This is a genomic window from Nocardioides marmoriginsengisoli, assembly GCF_003725695.1.
Classification (GTDB): domain Bacteria; phylum Actinomycetota; class Actinomycetes; order Propionibacteriales; family Nocardioidaceae; genus Marmoricola; species Marmoricola marmoriginsengisoli.
In genome coordinates, this window is the sequence record NZ_RJSE01000007.1 from 847,218 (window position 1) to 865,868 (window position 18,651).

General features: G+C 69.8%; 17 protein-coding genes. 14 read left to right on the forward strand and 3 right to left on the reverse strand.

Translation table 11 applies throughout. The annotated features are described in order from the left end of the window. The first annotated feature begins 5 nt into the window (after positions 1–5). From EFK50_RS12620 to EFK50_RS12675, 12 genes are all read left to right on the forward strand, one after another. The gene (locus tag EFK50_RS12620) at positions 6–2,084 is read left to right on the forward strand and encodes a hydantoinase/oxoprolinase family protein (protein ID WP_123227895.1); all 2,079 of its coding nucleotides are present in this window, start codon (positions 6–8) and stop codon (positions 2,082–2,084) included. After that, a complete protein-coding gene (locus EFK50_RS12625; protein ID WP_123227896.1) occupies positions 2,081–3,811 on the forward strand; it encodes a hydantoinase B/oxoprolinase family protein in 1,731 nt (576 codons plus the stop codon). The genes EFK50_RS12620 and EFK50_RS12625 overlap by 4 nt, the downstream gene beginning before the upstream one ends. Then, a complete protein-coding gene (locus tag EFK50_RS12630; protein ID WP_123227897.1) occupies positions 3,808–4,353 on the forward strand; it encodes a cysteine hydrolase family protein in 546 nt (181 codons plus the stop codon). Before EFK50_RS12625 ends, EFK50_RS12630 begins: the two co-directional genes overlap by 4 nt. After that, positions 4,350–5,534, forward strand: coding sequence for a glycine C-acetyltransferase (locus EFK50_RS12635; protein ID WP_123227898.1), 1,185 nt, complete (start codon positions 4,350–4,352; stop codon positions 5,532–5,534). The genes EFK50_RS12630 and EFK50_RS12635 overlap by 4 nt, the downstream gene beginning before the upstream one ends. After that, the gene (locus EFK50_RS12640) at positions 5,531–6,337 is read left to right on the forward strand and encodes an SDR family NAD(P)-dependent oxidoreductase (protein WP_123227899.1); all 807 of its coding nucleotides are present in this window, start codon (positions 5,531–5,533) and stop codon (positions 6,335–6,337) included. The genes EFK50_RS12635 and EFK50_RS12640 overlap by 4 nt, the downstream gene beginning before the upstream one ends. Positions 6,338–6,422: 85 nt before the next feature. Beyond that, positions 6,423–6,866, forward strand: coding sequence for a cupin domain-containing protein (locus EFK50_RS12645; RefSeq protein ID WP_148046145.1), 444 nt, complete (start codon positions 6,423–6,425; stop codon positions 6,864–6,866). Positions 6,867–6,991: 125 nt separating this feature from the next. Continuing rightward, positions 6,992–8,194, forward strand: a complete 1,203-nt coding sequence (locus tag EFK50_RS12650; protein ID WP_183407800.1) for an ABC transporter substrate-binding protein — start codon at positions 6,992–6,994, stop codon at positions 8,192–8,194. A gap of 5 nt (positions 8,195–8,199) precedes the next feature. Further along, positions 8,200–8,928 (forward strand): ABC transporter ATP-binding protein, encoded by a 729-nt coding sequence (locus EFK50_RS12655; RefSeq protein ID WP_123227902.1) that lies wholly within the window; start codon positions 8,200–8,202, stop codon positions 8,926–8,928. Then, positions 8,925–9,638, forward strand: a complete 714-nt coding sequence (locus EFK50_RS12660; protein WP_123227903.1) for an ABC transporter ATP-binding protein — start codon at positions 8,925–8,927, stop codon at positions 9,636–9,638. Before EFK50_RS12655 ends, EFK50_RS12660 begins: the two co-directional genes overlap by 4 nt. Before the next feature lie 4 nt (positions 9,639–9,642). Beyond that, the gene (locus tag EFK50_RS12665; RefSeq protein WP_123227904.1) at positions 9,643–10,515 is read left to right on the forward strand and encodes a branched-chain amino acid ABC transporter permease; all 873 of its coding nucleotides are present in this window, start codon (positions 9,643–9,645) and stop codon (positions 10,513–10,515) included. Beyond that, positions 10,512–11,591, forward strand: a complete 1,080-nt coding sequence (locus EFK50_RS12670; RefSeq protein ID WP_123227905.1) for a branched-chain amino acid ABC transporter permease — start codon at positions 10,512–10,514, stop codon at positions 11,589–11,591. Before EFK50_RS12665 ends, EFK50_RS12670 begins: the two co-directional genes overlap by 4 nt. Positions 11,592–11,690: 99 nt before the next feature. After that, the gene (locus EFK50_RS12675) at positions 11,691–12,962 is read left to right on the forward strand and encodes a cytochrome P450 (protein WP_123227906.1); all 1,272 of its coding nucleotides are present in this window, start codon (positions 11,691–11,693) and stop codon (positions 12,960–12,962) included. Here EFK50_RS12675 and EFK50_RS12680 read toward each other — a convergent pair whose 3' ends face one another. Next, positions 12,963–14,906 carry an FAD-dependent oxidoreductase gene (locus EFK50_RS12680; RefSeq protein ID WP_123227907.1) on the reverse strand — a complete coding sequence of 648 codons (1,944 nt, stop codon included), beginning with the start codon at positions 14,904–14,906 and terminating at the stop codon, positions 12,963–12,965. Positions 14,907–14,999: 93 nt separating this feature from the next. Here EFK50_RS12680 and EFK50_RS12685 point away from each other — a divergent pair, with 93 nt between their 5' ends. Next, the gene (locus EFK50_RS12685; RefSeq protein WP_183407801.1) at positions 15,000–15,641 is read left to right on the forward strand and encodes a TetR/AcrR family transcriptional regulator; all 642 of its coding nucleotides are present in this window, start codon (positions 15,000–15,002) and stop codon (positions 15,639–15,641) included. A 99-nt stretch (positions 15,642–15,740) separates the two neighbouring features. On the opposite strand, the gene EFK50_RS12690 is transcribed toward EFK50_RS12685, so the two are convergent. Next, the gene (locus EFK50_RS12690) at positions 15,741–16,973 is read right to left on the reverse strand and encodes a cytochrome P450 (protein ID WP_123227909.1); all 1,233 of its coding nucleotides are present in this window, start codon (positions 16,971–16,973) and stop codon (positions 15,741–15,743) included. A gap of 155 nt (positions 16,974–17,128) precedes the next feature. Between EFK50_RS12690 and EFK50_RS12695 the strand changes: the two genes are divergently transcribed. Then, positions 17,129–17,728 carry a TetR/AcrR family transcriptional regulator gene (locus EFK50_RS12695; RefSeq protein ID WP_221177370.1) on the forward strand — a complete coding sequence of 200 codons (600 nt, stop codon included), beginning with the start codon at positions 17,129–17,131 and terminating at the stop codon, positions 17,726–17,728. Here the strand turns inward: EFK50_RS12695 and EFK50_RS12700 are convergent. Then, a complete protein-coding gene (locus tag EFK50_RS12700; RefSeq protein ID WP_221177371.1) occupies positions 17,718–18,584 on the reverse strand; it encodes a TIGR03619 family F420-dependent LLM class oxidoreductase in 867 nt (288 codons plus the stop codon). The two genes, EFK50_RS12695 and EFK50_RS12700, sit on opposite strands and share 11 nt — an antisense overlap. Positions 18,585–18,651: the final 67 nt, after the last annotated feature.

An 18,651-nucleotide genomic window follows, 5' to 3' on the forward strand; every position in this document is an offset into this window, starting at 1 on the left:
TCCAAGTGCCTGGCAGTCACGATCTGCGATCCAGCGGCTGGCGAGTCGGCGCCGACATCGGCGGCACGTTCACCGACGTGATCGCCTTGGGCCCGGCGGGCGAGGTCGTCCCGATGAAGGTGCCGTCCACGCCGCCCGACTACGGAGCCGGCGTGGTGTCGGCGACCATGTCCGTCCTTGCGGCGGCTTCCGTCGAGCCGCGGGACGTGGTGGCGATGCTGCACGGCACGACCGTCGCGACCAACGCGATCCTCTCCAAGAACGGCGCCCTCACGGCGGTCGTCACCACCCGTGGCTTTCGGGACGTGCTCGAGATCGGTCGGTTGCGCCGTCCATCCCTCTACGACCTGTCGTGGTCCCGGCCCGAGCCGCTGGCGCGGCGGCGCCACCGCTACGAGCTCGACCAGCGGATCACGTCCGGTGGGCTGCTCGAGCCTGCGGCCGAGGAGAACGAGGTCCGCGCTCTCGCGAGCCGGCTGCGCGCAGACGGGATCGAAGCCGTTGCCGTGTGCCTGCTCAACTCCTACGTCCGGCCCGATGAGGAGCGCCGAGTCGCCGACCTGCTGCGTGCTGAGCTGCCCGGCGTCTACGTCACGGCCTCGGTCGACGTGTCGCCGCAGCTCCAGGAGTACGAACGCACCAGCACGGCGGCGGTCAACTCGTACGTCGGTCCCGCGGTGCACGGGTATCTAACCCGTCTGGAGGCCGGACTGCGCAATGAAGGCGTGGTCGCCCCGCTGCTCGTCATGCAGTCCAGCGGAGGCCTGATGGACGCTGGCTCGGTCGCGGAGCGCCCGGTGCAGATCATCGAGTCGGGGCCCGCGGCTGGCGTGACCGCGGTCCAGAAGCTCGCCGAGATGATCGGGCTGTCGACGGTGGTCGCGTTCGACATGGGCGGTACGACGGCGAAGGCCTCGCTGATCGAGGACGGTGAGCCGTTCGTGTCGGCCGACTACGAGGTGGGTGGCGGCATGAACATCGCCCGCGGACTGGCCTCGGGGGCCGGGTACCCCGTGCGCGCGCCTTCCATCGACATCGCGGAGGTCGGTTCCGGTGGTGGCAGCATCATCGCTGTCGACCCTGCCGGCGCCCTGCACGTCGGGCCTTCGAGTGCGGGCTCCCGGCCCGGCCCGGCGTGCTACGGCCACGGCGGTGAGCTGCCGACGCTGACCGACGCGAACGTCACTCTCGGCTACCTCAGCCAGACGTCGCTCGCCGGCGGCACGGTGACGATCCATCCCGACCTCGCCGCCAAGGCGCTGGCCCCCGTTGCCGACCAGCTCGGTGCGGACGTGCAGGAGACGGCGCGCGGTGCCTACCAGGTGGCCGTGTCCAACATGACCACCGCGGTCAAGGCGGTCACCAGCGAACGCGGACGGGACCCGCGTGACGCGACGATGGTCGCGTTCGGTGGTGCCGGTCCGCTGTACGCTGCTTCGCTCGCGCGTGAGCTCGGGATCACGACGGTGATCGTGCCGGTCTACCCGGGCTTGTTCAGCAGCCTCGGACTGCTGGTCGCGGACACCGAGCACCACGAGCTGACGTCCTATCGTCCGGAGCACGCTGAGCTGCGGGTGCTCGCCGGTGAGTTCGACAGGCTCGCGGCGAAGGTCGTCGACGAGCTGGGCGGCGATGCCGAGATCGACCGTCTGGTCGACATGAGGTACCGGGGCCAGCGATTCGAGCTGCGGGTTCGGGTCCCGGACGGCGAGCTGACCGAGGAGCTGCTCGCCGAGACCCGGGCACGGTTCCACGCCGAGCACCAGCGAACCTACGGGCGCGTCGGAGCCGACGACCTCGTGGAGCTGGTCAACCTGCGGGTACGCGGATGGATACCGACCGCAGTCGCCGTCGCCGACGTCCTCGACCTGCCTGCCGATCCGGGCCGCGCGGCGGCCACGCGGTCGTGCCGGTTCGACGAGCTCGTGGCGACGCCGGTGATCGGACGGGCCGACCTCGGCTCGGATCCCGTCGAAGGGCCGCTCGTCATCGAGGACATGGACGCCACCACGCTTGTTCCACCCGGTGCGCGGGTCTTCCGCGACCGGTTCAACAACATCGTGATCACCTGGAGCGCACCTTGATTCGCGACGCCGTGACCTTCGAGGTCTTCCGCAATGCCGTGACCGGACTGGCTGACGAGATGGCGATCACGGTCCTCCGGACAGCGCACTCGCAGCTGGTCGCCACCAGCATGGACTTCTCCGCGGCCCTGTGTGACCGGGAGGGCAGGATCATCGCCCAGGCGAACACCCTCCCGGTGCACCTAGGCTCGATCCCCGGCGCGATGGACGCGATCTTCGACGAGTTCGAGGGCAGGATCCAGCCGGGCGACATCTACCTGCTCAACGACCCGTCCCTCGGCGGGATGCACCTCCCCGACATCTTCGTCATCGCTCCTGTCTTCGAGGGTCCGACCCTGCTGGGCTTCTCGGTCACGGTCGTCAATCACACCGACGTCGGTGGCTGGGCTGCTGGTTCGATGGCGGTGCAGTCGACGAGCATCTTCGCCGAGGGCATCCAGATCCCGCCGCTGCGTCTCCTCGAGGCCGGGGTGCTGAACGAGACCTTCCTGCAGCTGGTCCTCCGCAACGTGCGTGAGCCGGACCTGTTGCGCGGAGATCTCGAGTCGCAGCTGGCGGCGTGCCACACCGGAGCCGAGGGTCTGCGCGCGCTGGCCGCCAAGCACGGTGTCGAGCACTACGAATCCCTGATCGACGAACTGCTCGACTACTCCGAGACCTTGTTCCGAGCAGCGCTCGCGGAAGCGACCGCGGGCACCTACGAGTTCACCGACCACATCGACGACGACGGCCTCGGGTCCGGCCCCATCCCCATCCGGGTGCAAGTGACGCTGTCGGGGTCGGGGATCGAGCTCGACTTCACGGGGTCTGCGCCCCAGGTTGCCTCCGCCCTCAATGCGACCGAGTCGTTCACCCGGTCGGCCTGCTACGCCGCGCTCCAAGGCGTCATTCCGTCGGACATCCCTGCCAACAGCGGCTTCTACCGGCCGTTCAGCTTCGTCATCCCGGATGCCTCCATCCTCAACGGGCGGCGCCCGTCCGCCCGAGGCGCTCGCGGCCTGGTCGGGTTCCGGATCGTGGACGCCGTGCTCGGTGCGCTGGCTCCGGTCTTCCCCGGCCGGGTTCCGGCTGCCGGCGACGGCGGTCCGAACGGCATCGCGATCGGCATCGTCCGCGACGACGGCGGATCGGTCGTGCTCTGGGATCCCCTGTCCGGTGCCTGGGGCGCGCGGCCGGACCGGGACGGCGTCGACGGCATCAGCTCCCTGGGCGCCAACCTCACCAACACGCCGATCGAGGAGCTCGAGCAATCGGGCTACATCCGGATCGATGGCTACGGGTACGTCCCGGACACCGGTGGCGCGGGCCGCTGGCGCGGGGGTATGTCGACCTTCCGTGACATGACGATGCTGGCGCCGGAGGCAAGCGTGCAGATCAGGTCCGATCGACGGATGTTCCTGCCGTACGGGCTTGCCGGCGGCGCGCCGGGCTCGCCCTCGCTGAACATGCTCGACCCGAACGGGCCCGATGAGCGCATGCTGAGCTCGAAGCCGCAGTTCGTGATGACCGCGGGGACCTCGCACCGGCACGTGACGGCAGGCGGCGGTGGGCACGGCGATCCGTTCGACCGGGACCCGGACCGCGTCCTGGAGGACGTCCTCGACGGCAAGGTCACCCACGCGGGCGCCGCGCGTGACTATGGCGTCCTGATCGATCCGGACGGCACGATCGATTCCAGCGGAACCTCACGGCTGCGCGCCGACCGCCTCGAAGGGAGCAGGGCATGACTACCGCACTGATCATCGGAGACGTCCAGGAGGGGATCACGGGCGCGTACCCGTTCGCGGAACGCGTCGTCCCGCCCCTCGCCGAGCTGCTTCCACGAGCCCGTACGGCGGGCGCGCTCGTCGTCTTCGTGCGGTTCGCCTTTCGCGGCAACGGATCCGACGTACCGCCGGCGAGTCCGCTGCTCCGGGGGTTCTTCGAGGCGGGCAGCGACTTCCACGAAGGGTCGGCGGGCACCGAGATCGCCCTGGCGGTCTCTGACGAGGACGTCGTCGTGCTCAAGCGACGTGCGAGCGCGTTCCACGGCACCGACCTCGACCTGGTCCTTCGCGCGGCAGGGGTGGACCACGTCGTGATCGCCGGCGTGGCGACCAGTGCGATGGTGGCGGCTACGGTCTACGGCGCTGCAGACCGGGGCTACGGGGTCACCGTGCTGCGTGACGGCTGCGGTGATGCGGACCCGGCGATGCACGAGTTCTTCATGAGCGAGGTCTTCCCGAGTCGTGGCGTCGAGGTCGTGCGCTGTGCCGAGTGGCACGCATGAACCAGGCGTTCCTGGATCGGCTCCGTGTCGACCTCGACGTGCGTCGCGACGGGGTCGGCCTGCGTGAGGACTTGGTGGTGTCCGGGCCGCAAGGTCCGCTGGTCGGTCTCGGCGGCCAGCAGGTGGTGAACCTCGCATCCAATGACTACCTCGGTCTCGCCGGTGACCCTGAGGTGCTCGAATCGGCTCGCCAGGCGGTGACGGAGCTGGGCCTCGGGACGACTGCGGGAAGGGTTCTGTGCGGGAATCGAGAGGTCCACCACCGGCTCGAGGAACGCCTCGCCGCGCTCGTCGGAACCGAGGGAGCGGTCCTGTACGGGTCATGCTTCGACGCGAACTTGGGGGTCTTCGACGCACTGCTGGGGCCCGAGGACGTGGTTCTCAGCGATGCGCTCAACCACGCCAGTCTGATCGACGGCATCCGGCTCGCGTCGGCGCGACGGCGGGTCTACGCGCATGGCGACCTCGAGGAGCTGGAGCGTCACCTCGCAGGATCTGCCGACGCGCGTCATCGCGTGATCGTGACGGACGGCGTCTTCAGCATGGACGGCGACCTGGCCGACCTGCCGGCACTGGAAGAGCTGGTGCGTCGCTACGACGCCGTGCTGGTGGTCGACGACTCGCACGCGACCGGCATCCTCGGAGCGACGGGTGCCGGGACGGCGGAGCACTTCGGACTGGTCGGCGGCATCGATGTCCTGACCGGTACGTTGGGGAAGGCCCTGGGAGGCGCCGCCGGTGGCTTCGCCGCCGGCTCCCGCGCCGTCGTGGACACGCTGCGCCAGGTCTCCCGGCCGTACGTCTTCACGAATGCGATGGCTCCGGCCCTGTGCGCGGCGGTCCTGTCCGCCCTGCAGATCGCGCACGATCGGCCGGCGCTCCGGCAGCAGCTGGCAGCCAACGCCCGGTGGTTGCGGCAGGCGCTGGGCGACCTCGGGTACGAGGTGGTTCCGGGTGAGCATCCGATCATCCCGGTCATGCTGCGGGGAGGTTCGTTGGCACGCGACCTGGCCGCAGAGCTGCGCCTCCAAGGCATCCTGGTCCTGGCTCTCGCCCATCCGGTCGTGCAGCCGGGCGAGGAGCGGATCAGGGTGCAGGTCTCCGCGTCCCACACGCCCGAGCAGCTCGAGCAGGTGGTCGCCGCCTTCGGCCGCACTCGGCGAATGCTCGGTGCGGCATGAGCGCCGGAGCAGAGTCCGGAACCGGACTGGCTGCACCGACGGCTGCGGACAGCCGCGAGTTCGAGGGGCGGGTCGCGGTCGTCACCGGTGGGGCGAGCGGCATGGGTCTGGCGACCGTCCACGCTTTGGCCCGGCGCGGCGCGACTGTAGCCGTGCTCGACCTGGTGGCGCCGGACCCCGCCGAGCTCGCGCTGCGCCTGGACGCGCTCCCGGAACGGATTCTGACGCTCTCCGTCGACATCACCGAGCGCTCGCAGGTGGTCGGCGCGTTCGCCTCGGTGCTCGCCGGATCGTCCCGGATCGACATCCTGGTCAATGCGGCCGGAATCGCACCGTCCACCTCGTTCGAAACGATCGACGACGACGAATGGGACCGGGTGCTCGCCGTCAACGTGAACGGCACCTTCCTCTGCGCCCAACAGGCTCTTCCTGGCATGCGGGGCCGAGGCTGGGGACGGATCGTGAACTTCTCCTCGACGGCGGGCAAGACCATCAGCACGGCCGGCGGAGCTCACTACACGACGGCCAAGCACGGAGTCCTCGGGCTGACCAGGCACTTGGCGAAGGCCTACGGTCCTGACGGGATCACGGTCAACGCCGTCTGTCCGGGCCTGATCGACACGCCGATGGCGCGCGCGCTCCTTCCGCAAGACGACCTGGAGCGGGCCGCGAGCGCCTTCCCGGTTCCTCGGGTGGGGCTGCCCTGGGAGGTCGCGGAACTGGTGGCCTTCCTCGCGTCCGACCGCGCGGCGTACATCACCGGCGCCGCTGTCGACATCAACGGCGGCGACCTGATCGTCTGACCGGCGACGAGACATCGAAGGAGTGGAGATGGTGAGGAAGGTACGACGCGTCGTCGTCGGCGCGCTCGGCGGCCACGAGTCCACGATGACGCACGTCGAGGAGGTGGCGCCGGTCGAGACCGAGGACGGTTCGATGCTGTCGTGGCCGATCTGGGGCTGGGACGAGTTGCCGACCGTTCCGCGTGCCGAGGGCTCCGGCCCCGACCTGCAACCTGCGTTTCCGGCAGCCGGTGGCGTCCGCGTCGTCGCGTTGCGCGGGCACGGCGGCACGGTCGGCGCGTTGGAGGATCTGGGGAGGGTGCTGCCGGGCTTCGTCCACGACGCCGCACGACCCGGGATGCACGCGACCGACACGATTGATATCGCGATGGTGATCGAGGGGAGGGCCGTCATCGAAGCGGGCGACGGTACGCGAACGACCCTTGGCCCCGGTGACGTGTACGTCTGCAACGGCGCCCTGCACCGGTGGCTGTACGAGGAGCCGACGCACATCGTGTTCGTCGTGGTCGGCGCGAATCGCGAGCGCTGACGGGGCCGCTCGACCGCCGGAAACGGCGTGTTGCTCTGCGCCGGATCGTAAGATATCAAGTCTTGACTTTGAGATCGCACGAACGTAAGAATGCCGTACCAATCGACGTCTAGAGGAGAATGATGATGAGGCGAACCATGCTGCTGCTGGTCGCAGCGATCCTGGCGGTCGTCGCCGCAGGCTGCGGCAACGACAAGGGAACATCCGGAAGCTCGCCTTCCGTCGCGCTTCCTGACGGACCGATCGAGATCGGGATGGCGATCGCCCGATCGGGTCTGGCGGCGCCGTACGACCTCGGCCCTGCCCGGGGCGCGGAGCTGGCCGTCGCGGACATCAACGCCAAGGGCGGTGTTCTCGGCCACCCGCTCAAGCTGGTCTACGGCGACACCAAGTCGGACCGTGCGCTGGGCACGACCGTGGCACTCGACCTCCTGGCCAAGTCCGCGAAGGTCATGGTCGTCACCTGTGACTTCGACCTCGGAAGCCCCGCCGCTATCGCTGCCACGAGCAAGGACGTCGTCGCCTTCACGCCGTGCGCAGGTTCCTCGCAGTTCGACGTGCCGACGCTCGGGCCGCTCGCGTACTCGATGGGCACCGAAGCCGGGGCTGCGGCCGAGAACGTCGCCCAGTTCGCCTACGACCAGGGCTACCGCAAGGCCTACCTCTGGCTCGACCCGAGCATCTCGCAGACGAAGAACACCTGTGCTGCTTTCGACTCGGCCTTCGGGGCGAAGCCGGATGCGGAGGTGGTGGGCAGCGACACCATCCAGCAGCAGGACACCTCGTTCGCGGTCCAGATCGCCAAGGTCCGCGACTCCGGCGCCGACGTTCTCGAGCTGTGCAGTTACAACCCGGGTGCTGGCGCTGCCCTCCGCGAGCTCCGTGCCTCCGGGATCGACATTCCGGTGACGTCGCACCTGGCCATGGACGGCAACTACTGGCTCAAGGCCGTGCCGAACCTCAGCAAGTTCTACTACGACGCCTTCGGCTCGCTCTACGGCAACGACCCGCGCGCGGACGTGAACACCTTCTTCGACCGCTACCGGGAGAAGTTCGGCGAGCCCGCGGTGACGTCGTACGCCCTGACCGGTTACGCGACGATCGAGGTGATCGCGAAGGCGATCGAGTCGGCCGAGACCACCGAGGGTGCCGCGCTCGCCAAGGCGATCGACGGCCTGGGCGAGTTGGACACGATCCTCGGACGCACCGGCTACGACGCCGAGCACCACATCGTCGCCGACCGGCCGTCGGTGATCATGAGCATCGACAACGGCACGTTCGACCCGGTCGCGACGTACGTCCGTGGCGCCAAGAGCAAGGTCGGCTGACAGGAATGTCCCTGCTCCTGCGCACCCGCCAGCTCAGCGTTCGTTTCGGCGGACTCTGTGCTCTCGACGGCGTCGAGCTCGAGCTCGGTGCCGGTGAGATTCTCGGGCTGATCGGGCCGAACGGAGCCGGCAAGACGACTCTGCTCAACGTGCTGTCCGGTTTCCAGCGGCCCACGGTCGGGGAGGTCGAGCTCGACGGACGCACGATCACCCGGTGGGATGCGCCGCGTCGGGCCAGGGCCGGCATCAGTCGGACCTTTCAGGACGTGCGCCTGTTCGAGGAGATGAGCGTGCAGGAGAACTGCGAGGTCGCCGTGGTCGGCTGCGGGGGACGTCGTTCCACGGCGCGCACGCAGGCGACGCAGGCCCTCGAGCTGCTGGACCTCCAAGGCAGTGCTCACGTCCTGGCGCGAGACCTGCCGTACGGGCTCCAGAGACGTGTCGGCCTGGCGCGCGCGCTGTGCGCCAGGCCGCGCGTGCTCCTGCTCGACGAGCCGGCGGCCGGCCTGAACGACGACGAGAGCGCCGCGATGGCCGAGACGGTACGGGCCATCCACGCTGAGCTCGGGTGCGGGGTGGTCGTCATCGAGCACGACGTCCGGATGATCCTCGGGCTCAGTCACCGCGTGCACGTGCTCGATCACGGCGTCACCCTCCGCGTGGGCAGTCCGGACGAGATCAGGACGGACCCGGACGTGGTCACGGCCTACCTGGGGGAGGAGGTGCACGCATGACCCTGCTCGAGATAGCGGACCTGCACATCTCCTACGGGCCCGTTGATGCCGTCCGGGGGGTCACCCTGGACGTGGAGAAGGGTGGCGTCGTCGCGATCGTCGGGCCGAACGGGGCCGGCAAGACGAGCATCCTCTCCGCAGTCCAGGGCCTCGTTCGAACGCGGAGCGGAACGATTCGCCTGCGAGGTGCGGAGATCACGGACTGGTCGCCCGAGCGACGGGCGCGGGCGGGGATCGCCTTCGTCCCCGAGTCGCGCGGCATCTTCGGCTCGCTCTCGATCGCGGAGAACCTGAGCCTCGCCGCCTGTGCCCTGGCCGAGAAGGCGACGGCGGCTGCGCAGATCGAGCGGTCGCTCGAGCTCTTCCCGGTCCTGGCCGACCGGCTGAACCAGCGCGCATCCGTGCTGTCCGGAGGAGAGAGGCAGCAGCTGGCCATCGGTCGGGCGCTCGTCTCCTCACCGGACCTGCTGGTCCTCGACGAACCTTCGCTGGGCCTGGCGCCGGTGATCCTTGACGGGCTCTTCGCCAGCCTCGCCGCGCTACGGGACGAGGGTCGGACGATTCTCGTGGTCGAGCAGAACGTCAGCCGCGCCGTGAGGCTCGCCGACCACGTGTACTCCCTGCGCGGCGGCCTGCTGGAGCGGCTGGAGAACCCCCAGGACCTGGTCGGCGATCCGGCGTTCCGCGCCAAGCACCTCGGAATGGAGTGAGCACATGGCTCAGAACCTCATCAACGCGCTCAGCCTCGGCAGTCTCTACGCCTTGATCGCTCTCGGAATCGCGCTGCTGTTCAGCATCATGGGCCTGATCAACTTCGCACACGGCGAGCTGATCACCATCGGCGGCTACACCCTGCTGGCGTTCCACGGCCTGCCGTTGGCCGTGGCCGTCGCGCTGACCGTCGCGGTCGTCGTCGCCGCTGCGCTGACCATGGAACGGCTCGCGTTCCGTCCTGCCCGCGGAGCCAGCGGCGAGACGTTGCTGATGACGTCCTTCGCGCTGAGCCTGCTCGTCCAGGGTGGCGTGCTCCTGAAGGAGGGCGCCGACCCGCAGAGCGTGAACGTACTCGGAAGCCTGGGCGCGAGCGTCGACGTGGGTGGCATGACCATCGGCAAGCTGGATGTCGCCATCATCGGAGTGACGGGCGTGCTGCTGATCGGGCTCGCGTGGTTCCTGCGGGCCACGCCGCTCGGGGTGCAGATGCGCGCCGCGGCCGAGGACTTCACCATGGCTCGCGCGCTCGGGGTCCGGGCGGATCGGGTCGTCGCGACTGCCTTCGGGGTGAGTGGCGCGTTCGCGGCCGTGGCCGCCGTCTTCCTCGTCGCCCGTACCGGCACGCTCACCCCGAGCATGGGTCTGACGCCGGTCCTGCTCGGGTTCGTGGCGATCGTGCTCGGTGGGCTCGGGCGGCTCTGGGCCGCCGCGATCGGCGCGTACGTGCTTGCTCTCCTCTCCGTGATGCTGCAGGCATACCTACCCACAGGGCTGGCCGCCTACCGCGACGCCCTGGTCTACCTCGGCATCATCGTCATCCTGCTCTTCCGGCCGCACGGGATCGCCGGTCGACCGCAGGGGGTGCGGGTATGAGGAACAGAGCGATCACGCTGGTGGCCGGGAGTGCCCCCGCAGCGCTGTCCACGCTGCTCGTGCTCGTGATCAGCGGCCTGGCCATGCTGGGTTCGGAGACGACCCAGCGGACTGCGGCGCAGATGCTGGTGATGGGGGTGATCTGTGTCGGCACCTACATCTTCGTCGGCAACTCAGGGGTGCTGTCCTTCGGCCACGTCGTCTTCGTCGCCGTGGGTGCGTACAGCACCGCACTGATGACCATGGAGCCCGGTCTGAAGCGAGCACTGCTCCCGGACCTTCCGGGCTGGATCGTCGACCTGCACCTCGGGATGGCTGCCGCACTCCCGGTCGCGGGTCTGCTCGCTCTCCTCGTCAGCGTGCTCTGCTCACCCTTGGTGCTCCGGCTGGACGGGATGGCAGCAGGCATCGCGAGCCTCGCGCTCCTGATCAGCGTCAACGTGGTGATCGGCAACTGGGACCAGGTGACCCGGGGTTCGCAAGGCATCGTCGGGATCCCCGCCGACCTCACCGTCGGCACAGCGCTGCCCTGGTTGATCGGTGCGATCGTGCTCGCTCTCGCCTACCAGGTGAGCGCCTCCGGGTTCCGGCTACGGGCCTCCCGGGAAGATGCGGTCGCGGCGGCATCGCTGGGTGTCCGGGTCGGCCGCGAGCGCACGATCGCTCTGGTGATCAGTGCTTTCGTCTGCGGGATCGGCGGCGGCCTGTATGCGCACTTCCTCGGAGCGCTCACGCCAGGGGACGTCTCGCTCAAGCTCACCTTGCTGGCGCTGCTGATGCTGATCGTCGGTGGCCTGAGGAGCCTGAGCGGGGCTGTGATCGGGACGATCTTCATCTCCGTGCTGGCCGAGCTGCTGCGCCGGGTCGAAGCCGGCGGCGACTTCGGTCCGATCGCGCTCGCCCCGCATCCCGGGATCGAGCAGGTAGTCCTCGCCCTGACGCTCCTCTTCACTCTGCTGCTCCGGCCTGGAGGGATCACCTCGGGAAGGGAGCTCGGCCACCGACTGGTACGACGGTCGAGTCGGGACGTTGAGACCGCCCGCACCGAGATCGTGGCCGCGCCCGAGCCGGGGTGACGTGGGCCACGGGCCGTAGGCCGGGGATCCCGCGGCCGCCGGGCATCCTGGGTAGAGTCCTGCGTGCCGATCCCCACCCCGGAAGGGCCACGTCGACCGATGAGCCTGCTGTCCTCCTTCAAGTCCGCCGTCATGAAGCGCATCGTCGCGCGCACCGGCGGGGTGGACTTCACCAAGCTCGACAAGATCCCGGACAGCCTCGCCTGGCCGCTGATCCGCGACGGCGTCGACCCGACCGACCGGCTGCTCGCCGCCCAGGCGCAGGACCCGGTGCAGAAGCTGACCTCGTTCATGGGGCTGGAGCTCTGGCTCATCACCGGGTACGACGAAGCCCGCGAGGTGCTCGGCAACGTCAACCACTCCACCGACATCCGCCCGTACATGGGCAAGAGCGGCGACGTCGAGAAGGGCGACATCGGCGGTCTCGGCTTCACCGACCCGCCGGAGCACACCCGCCAGCGCAAGCTGCTCACGCCGGAGTTCACGATGCGGCGGCTGGCCCGGCTGAAGCCGGCGATCGCGGACATCATCGACAAGCAGCTCGACGAGACCGCAGCCGGTGCCGAGGCGGGCGACGGCGTGGTGGACCTGGTCCAGACCTTCGCGTTCCCGGTGCCGTTCCGGGTGATCTGCGACCTGCTCGGGCTGCCCGACGAGCAGCGCGAGACGTTCCGCAAGCTCGGAGCGGCCCGGTTCGACATGTCCGAGGGCGGGGCCGGCTCGATCGGCTCGATCGGCGCCTCCCGGGAGTTCCTGCTCGCCGAGACCGCCCGTCAGCGCCACGACCCCGGTCCGGGTCTGATCGGCCAGATCATCCGGGACAGCGGCGACCAGATCAACGACTTCGACCTCGGCGGCCTCGCCGACGGCGCCTTCAACGGCGGCATGGAGACCAGTGCCTCGATGCTGGCGCTCGGCACCGTGCTGCTGCTGCAGAACCCCGAGCTCTGGAAGTCGCTGGCCGAGGACCCGGACAGCGTCGACGACATCGTCGAGGAGCTGCTCCGTCAGCTGGCCGTCGTCCAGATCGCCTTCCCGCGGTTCGCCAAGGAGGACGTGGTCGTCGGCGGGCACAAGATCAAGAAGGGCTCGATCATGCTGGCGCACCTGCCGACGGCGAGCCGGGACCCGCGCTCGACCCCCGGTGCCGGGCTGTGCCCGATGAAGGAGTCCTCCAACCACCTCGCCTTCGGGCACGGGCTGCACCGCTGCGTCGGTGCCGAGCTGGCGCGGATGGAGCTGCGGGCGGCGTACCCGGCCCTGGCGAAGCGGTTCCCGAACATGCGGCTTGCGGTCGACCCGAGCGAGCTCCAGTACCACGCCAAGTCGATCGTCTACGGCCTCGAGGCGCTCCCCGTCCGCCTCTCCTGATCAACGGGTCAGGCGGGCGGCAAGACGAGTCGCGTTCATGTAGGCGATGGATTCGATCGAGATCATCGGGTTGACGCCGGAGGCGGTGGGGAAGCAGGACGCGTCGGCGACGACCAGGTCCTTGACGTCCCAGGTCTCGCCGTCCGGGTTAACCGCGGACATCTGCGGCGAGCCGCCCATCCGCGCGCTGCCCATGATGTGCAGCGCGGCGAGCGTCAACCGGGCCGGCGCGGCGCCCTCGGCGCGGATCGCCTTCACGAACGACTCCAGGTTGCCCTTCCTGCCGGGCGCGTAGCCCATCGTCCGGTGGTGGGTCGTGTAGATCTGGGTGGCGCCGGCGGCCTCGGCGATCCGGGCCGCCCCCTCGAGACCCTTCATCAGCAGGTCGGTGTCGCCGGGGGAGAGGGTGTAGCTGACGATCGGCTCGCCGTCCTTGCCGATCTTCACGGTGCCGCCCGGTCCCTTGTCGCGGACCACGATCGCCACGCCGAGCATGTTCTTCAGCTCGCGCATCCGGCGCAGGTGCTCGGCCCCGCCGCGCCAGTTCACGAAGCCGGACCCGAACGCCGGGGTCAGCGGGGCGGTCTCGTAGAGCACCCCGTAGCCGTCCCCGTCGAGGTCGGTCCACTCGTCGACGTACCGCGCCTGCATTGCCCCCTCCCACGGGTTCACGAGCTCGGGCATCAGACCCCAGAGCGCGGTCGCGGGGTGCAGGCGCAGGTGCTTGCCGATGTTCGGGTTGGTCAGCCCGGACCGCTTGAGCAGGGCGGGGGTCTGGATCGCACCGGCGGCGACCACCACCGCGCGGGCCTTGACCGACAGGGTGTGGCCGTCGGCGGAGACCGCGGCGACGCCGGTGGCGCGGCCGTTCTCGACGGTCACCTTCGTCGCCCGGGCGCCGGTGTAGATCCGGGCGCCGTGCTCGGCCGCGTCCGCGAGCCAGGTCTTGGTGACCGACTGCTTGGCGCCGATCCGGCAGCCCATCCCGCAACGGCCGCACTCGATCCCGGCGTCGCAGCCGATCACGTTGCGCGGCATCGCTCCGCGGCTCCAGCCGATCTTCTCGGCCCCCTTCTCCAGCAGCCGGTCCCGGACGCCCGCACCCGGGTGGTCCTTGTTGACGCCAAGCCGGGCGTTCACGGCCGCCATCGCGTCGTCGTACTCGGAGGTGGCGAACTGCGGCGTCCCCAGCGCGGCCCACTCGGCGCGGACGTGGTCAGGGGTCGGGAACGAGGTGGTGTAGTTGACGACGGTGCCGCCGCCGAGGCCGCGGCCCGCCACCAGCTGCACCTGACCTTCGGAGGTCACGCCCGGCGAACCGGCGTACAGCTGGCTGAAGCCGGTCCGCTCGCTGCCGTCGAAGTCGCGGTCGTCGTGGTACTCGCCGGCCTCGAGCACGACCACGTCGAGCCCGGCGGTCGCGAGCACCCCGGCCGCGGTGCCGCCGCCGGCACCGGAGCCGACGACCACCACGTCGCAGACGATCGACTCGTCCTGGGTGACCCCCTCGGGCTTGAGCGCCGGGTCCGGCGCGTTCTCCAGCGGTCCCGGAGGTCCGGCGTACCCGATGCTGTCCCAGAGCACCGGTCCGCCGGTGACGTAGTACGGCGCCAGGCAGGCCCCCTTGAGGGCCGCGAACAGGGCGCGCTTGGCGGCGACCCGGGAGTCCGAGAGCGAGAGCAGCACCCGCTCGCGGCCGGCCTGGTCCAGGCTGGAGAACTTGCGGGGGCGACCGGTGAGCACCAGGCCGAGGAACCGGGTGTCCCAGAGTCGCAGGACCAGCCTGAGCTGCTGGAGCTCGCTCTTCCGCGGGTTGGTGCCGGCGAGCTCCAGGGCGAACTCGGGCCCGCCGACCTTGCTGGCCGGCGGAACGGCGCCATCACCGGGGGCGAAGGTGTCGCTGATCAACCGGAGCGCGGCGAGATGCTGGTCGGTGAACGTCATGAGGGGACCGTACTGGCGTCCCGGTGCGCTGCGAAAGAGACGCGCGTCCAGGGTTCTGCGGAAGGTTTGGTCACGAACCCCTAGGGTGTGGCCGTGACCGACAACCAGCGACGCCGCGGCCCCCGGGTCGACGTCGACGTGCCGACCGTGCTGCTGAACACGGCGGAGGAGCTTTTCGGCACCCACGGCGTCGACAACGTCTCGCTGCGCGCGATCGCACGCGAGGCCGGGGTGGCGCCGGCCGCGCTGACGCACCACTTCCCGACCAAGCGGGACCTGCTCGACTCGGTCGTCTGGCGCCGCGGTGACCGGGTCGCCGAAGACGTCCGCGGCCGGCTGCGCGCGCTCGGCGGTCGCGCCGACGTCTCCACCCGGGAGCTCGTCGAGGCGGTGCTGTTCCCGTTCGTCGACGAGGTCAACCGCGATCCGGCCGACGCGGTGCGCTGGTTGCGGATCGTGATCACCCTGGCGCTGTCGGGCGACGAGATCATCGCCTCGGGGGTGGCCGGCGAAGGCGACATCACCGACCTGTTCACCTCCGCCGCGACCGGCGTACCGGCGCTGCAGGCGAACTCGGTCGAGCTGCGCGCACCGATCGCGATGTTCTCGATGCTGACCGCGCTGGCCGCCGCCGACCTCGGCGGCTACGGCCGCCCGATCGGCCCCGCCGGCCTGGATCCCGAGTACGTCGAGCAGCTGGCCCTGTTCACCAGCAGCGGTCTCCAGGCGGGCTGACCGCGGCCATCGAGCCTGTCGAGGCCATCGAGCCTGTCGCGGACATCGAGCTTGTCGAGATGCAGTGAGCGTCTCGACAAGCTCGACGTCCGGCGTCGCTCAGGACAGCCGGACCCGCATCTCCTTGATGCCGTTGATCCAGCTGTGGCGCAGCCGGACGGCCTCGCCGAGGCGCTCGATGCTGGTGCACTGGTCGGCGAGGGCGTCGAACATGATCTTGACTTCCTGGCGGGCCAGGTTGGCGCCGATGCAGTAGTGCGCGCCGTGGCCGCCGAAGGCGAGGTGCGGGTTGTGCTCGCGGGCGATGTCGAAGGTGTACGGGTCGGTGAAGACGTCCTCGTCGTGGTTGCCCGAGGCGTAGAACAGCCCGACCCGCTGGCCGGCCTTGATCAGCTGCCCGCCGACCTCGACGTCGTTGATCGCGGTGCGCTGGAAGACGTTCACCGGGGTCGCCCAGCGGATCACCTCGTCCACCATGGTGGTGGGGCGCTCCTTGACCCACAGGTCCCACTGCTCGGGGTTGTTCAGGAACGCGTTCATGCCGTGGGTGATCGCGTTCCGGGTGGTCTCGTTGCCGGCCACGGTCAGGATGATCACGAAGTAGCCGAACTCGTCGTCGGTCAGACCGCGACCGTCCTTGTCGGCGCTGATCAGCTTGGTGACGATGTCGTCGCGCGGGTTCTCCTTGCGGTCCGCCGCCATCATCATCGAGTACGCCAGGATCTCCGCGGCGGCCACGTCGGCCTGGCCCTCGAACTCCGGGTCCTCGCCGGCCAGCATCTGGTTGGACCAGTCGAAGAGCTTCTGGCGGTCCTCCTGCGGGACGCCGAGGAGGTCGGCGATGGCCTGCAGCGGCAGCTCGGCCGCCACGTCGGTGACGAAGTCGATGTCACCCTTGGCGAGCGCGTCCGCGACGATCTTGGAGGCACGCTCGATCATGATGCCGTCGAGGGCGGCGATCGACCGCGGCGTGAAGCCGCGGCTGATGATCTGGCGGGTCGAGGAGTGCTCCGGCGGGTCCTGGTTGAGCAGCATCACCCGCTGGAACTCGATCATCTCGCGCAGCATCCCCTCGGGGAACCGGATGATCGCGGAGTTCTCGGCGCTGGAGAAGTTCTTGCTGTCCTTGGAGACGCGGAGCACGTCGGCGTGCCGGGAGATCGCCCAGTAGCCGGTCCCGCCCTCCATGCCGTCGCGGGAGGCCTGCGGCTGCTCGACCCAGTGCACCGGCGAGGTCTGGCGGGCCAGCGCGTGCTCGCTGAGCGGTACGCCGACGAGCATCGTGTCCGGGTCGGTGAAGTCGAATCCCTCGGGCAGTTCGGTGATCGTCATCTCGCGGTATTCCTTGTCTCGTTGACGGTGAGGGCTATTTGCGCAGGCGAGCAAATAGCCGTGAAGAAATCTAACATGGGTGACCTAGGCCACGGAACAATTCGGTACTGCTCGGGACCGTCCCGATCGCGGTCCCAGTGACTATGCTCCGGCGGGTGACCCGTCCCAACCGCCGAGGGAGCCAGACCCGGCAGAACATGCTGGACGCGGCACTGCGCGCGCTGGCCACCGGCGACCCGAAGGCGGTGTCGGCCAACCACATCGCCAAGGAGGTCGGCGTCACCTGGGGTGCGGTGAAGTACCAGTTCGGCGACGTCGACGACCTCTGGGCCGCCGTACTCGGGTACATCGGGGAGCGCCGCGGCGAGCTCGACCTGCGCAGCGACGCCGACGCCGGGCTCGAGGACCGGGTCGGTCAGATCGTGGACCTGCTCTGGCGCGGTCTCGACACGATCGACGCGCGCGCGATGGACACGCTGCGCGGCGCGCTGCCCCGGGAGCGCGACGAGCTGGAGCGGTCCTTCCCGAAGACGGCCGCCGAGCTGGCCGCCGCCCAGGCCGGTTGGACGAAGGCCTGCCAGCAGGCGTTCGCCGACCTCGACGTCGATCCGGTCCGGGTCCGGGAGATGGCGGCGATGATCCCCGGAGCGATGAAGGGGCTCACCGCCGAGCGGCACCTCAGCACCTACTCGGACATGGACGACGCCAAGCGCGGGCTGCGCAACGCGATCGCCGCCTACCTGTCTAGCCGTTGAGCGGCCGGAGCACGTCCCGGGCGAACCGCTCCATCCCGTCGATCTTCTGATCCAGGGTGGCCTTGAAGCCGTGGTAGAAGAGCCACGGCATCGTCATCGCGTCGGTGACCCCGCCGGCCTCGGCGGCCGCGAACTGCTCCGGGGTGACCGCGTCGTTCAGCGCCACGACGATGTCCGCCTTCTCGGTCACGCCGGACTCGGCGCGGAGGTCGCGCAGGCGCGCGGCGTACCCGATCGCGTCCTCGGTGGAGCAGACGTCGCCGATCCAGCCGTCGTACCGGGCGGCTCGGCGGAGCGCCACGTCGGTCATGCCGCCGATCAGGATCGGTACCTTCGTCGCCGGCCGGGGCCGCATCGTCAGTCGCGGCGTCGGGTACAGCGGCCCGTCCGAGGAGGCCCACTCCTCGGTCCAGAGCGTGCGGATCAGGTCGAGGCCCTCGTCGGTGCGCTTGCCGCGGGTGCCGAAGTCCTGGCCGAGCAGGTCGAACTCCTCGCGGCACCAGCCGGCACCGACGCCGAGCCGCACCCGGCCGCCGGACATCACCGCGGCGGTGCCGACCGACTTGGCGACCTGGTACGGGCTGCGCAGCGCCGCGACGTAGATCGAGGTGTAGAAGGTCAGCCGGGTGGTCACCGCGGAGAGCGCGCCGACCAGCACCCAGGGGTCGGGCCACTCGCAGCTGCTGTCCCAGCGGCGCGAGCCGTCCGCCTCGTACGGGTACGGCGTCGCCAGCGTCTCCAGGTCGACGACGTGGTCGGCGATCGCGAAGCTCGCGTACCCGAGCTCGTCGGCGGCCACCGCGATCGGCAGTAGCTCGTCGGTGGGCAGCATGGCGCCTACGATCGCGAAGTCCACCCCGCGAGGCTACCGCAGTTTTCATAGAACCCTCTGTGAAAAGTCTTGATGCGCGTCCCGCGGTGTG

Excerpts from the sequence above, each read along its gene's own strand:
- EFK50_RS12670 (WP_123227905.1), top strand. The coding sequence starts at position 10,512 with ATGAGGAACAGAGCGATCACGCTGGTGGCCGGGAGTGCCCCCGCAGCG.
- EFK50_RS12630 (WP_123227897.1), top strand. The coding sequence starts at position 3,808 with ATGACTACCGCACTGATCATCGGAGACGTCCAGGAGGGGATCACGGGC.
- EFK50_RS12680 (WP_123227907.1), bottom strand. The coding sequence starts at position 14,906 with ATGACGTTCACCGACCAGCATCTCGCCGCGCTCCGGTTGATCAGCGAC.
- EFK50_RS12640 (WP_123227899.1), top strand. The coding sequence starts at position 5,531 with ATGAGCGCCGGAGCAGAGTCCGGAACCGGACTGGCTGCACCGACGGCT.
- EFK50_RS12635 (WP_123227898.1), top strand. The coding sequence starts at position 4,350 with ATGAACCAGGCGTTCCTGGATCGGCTCCGTGTCGACCTCGACGTGCGT.
- EFK50_RS12675 (WP_123227906.1), top strand. The coding sequence starts at position 11,691 with ATGAGCCTGCTGTCCTCCTTCAAGTCCGCCGTCATGAAGCGCATCGTC.
- EFK50_RS12665 (WP_123227904.1), top strand. The coding sequence starts at position 9,643 with ATGGCTCAGAACCTCATCAACGCGCTCAGCCTCGGCAGTCTCTACGCC.
- EFK50_RS12645 (WP_148046145.1), top strand. The coding sequence starts at position 6,423 with ATGACGCACGTCGAGGAGGTGGCGCCGGTCGAGACCGAGGACGGTTCG.
- EFK50_RS12690 (WP_123227909.1), bottom strand. The coding sequence starts at position 16,973 with ATGACGATCACCGAACTGCCCGAGGGATTCGACTTCACCGACCCGGAC.
- EFK50_RS12660 (WP_123227903.1), top strand. The coding sequence starts at position 8,925 with ATGACCCTGCTCGAGATAGCGGACCTGCACATCTCCTACGGGCCCGTT.
- EFK50_RS12650 (WP_183407800.1), top strand. The coding sequence starts at position 6,992 with ATGAGGCGAACCATGCTGCTGCTGGTCGCAGCGATCCTGGCGGTCGTC.
- EFK50_RS12655 (WP_123227902.1), top strand. The coding sequence starts at position 8,200 with ATGTCCCTGCTCCTGCGCACCCGCCAGCTCAGCGTTCGTTTCGGCGGA.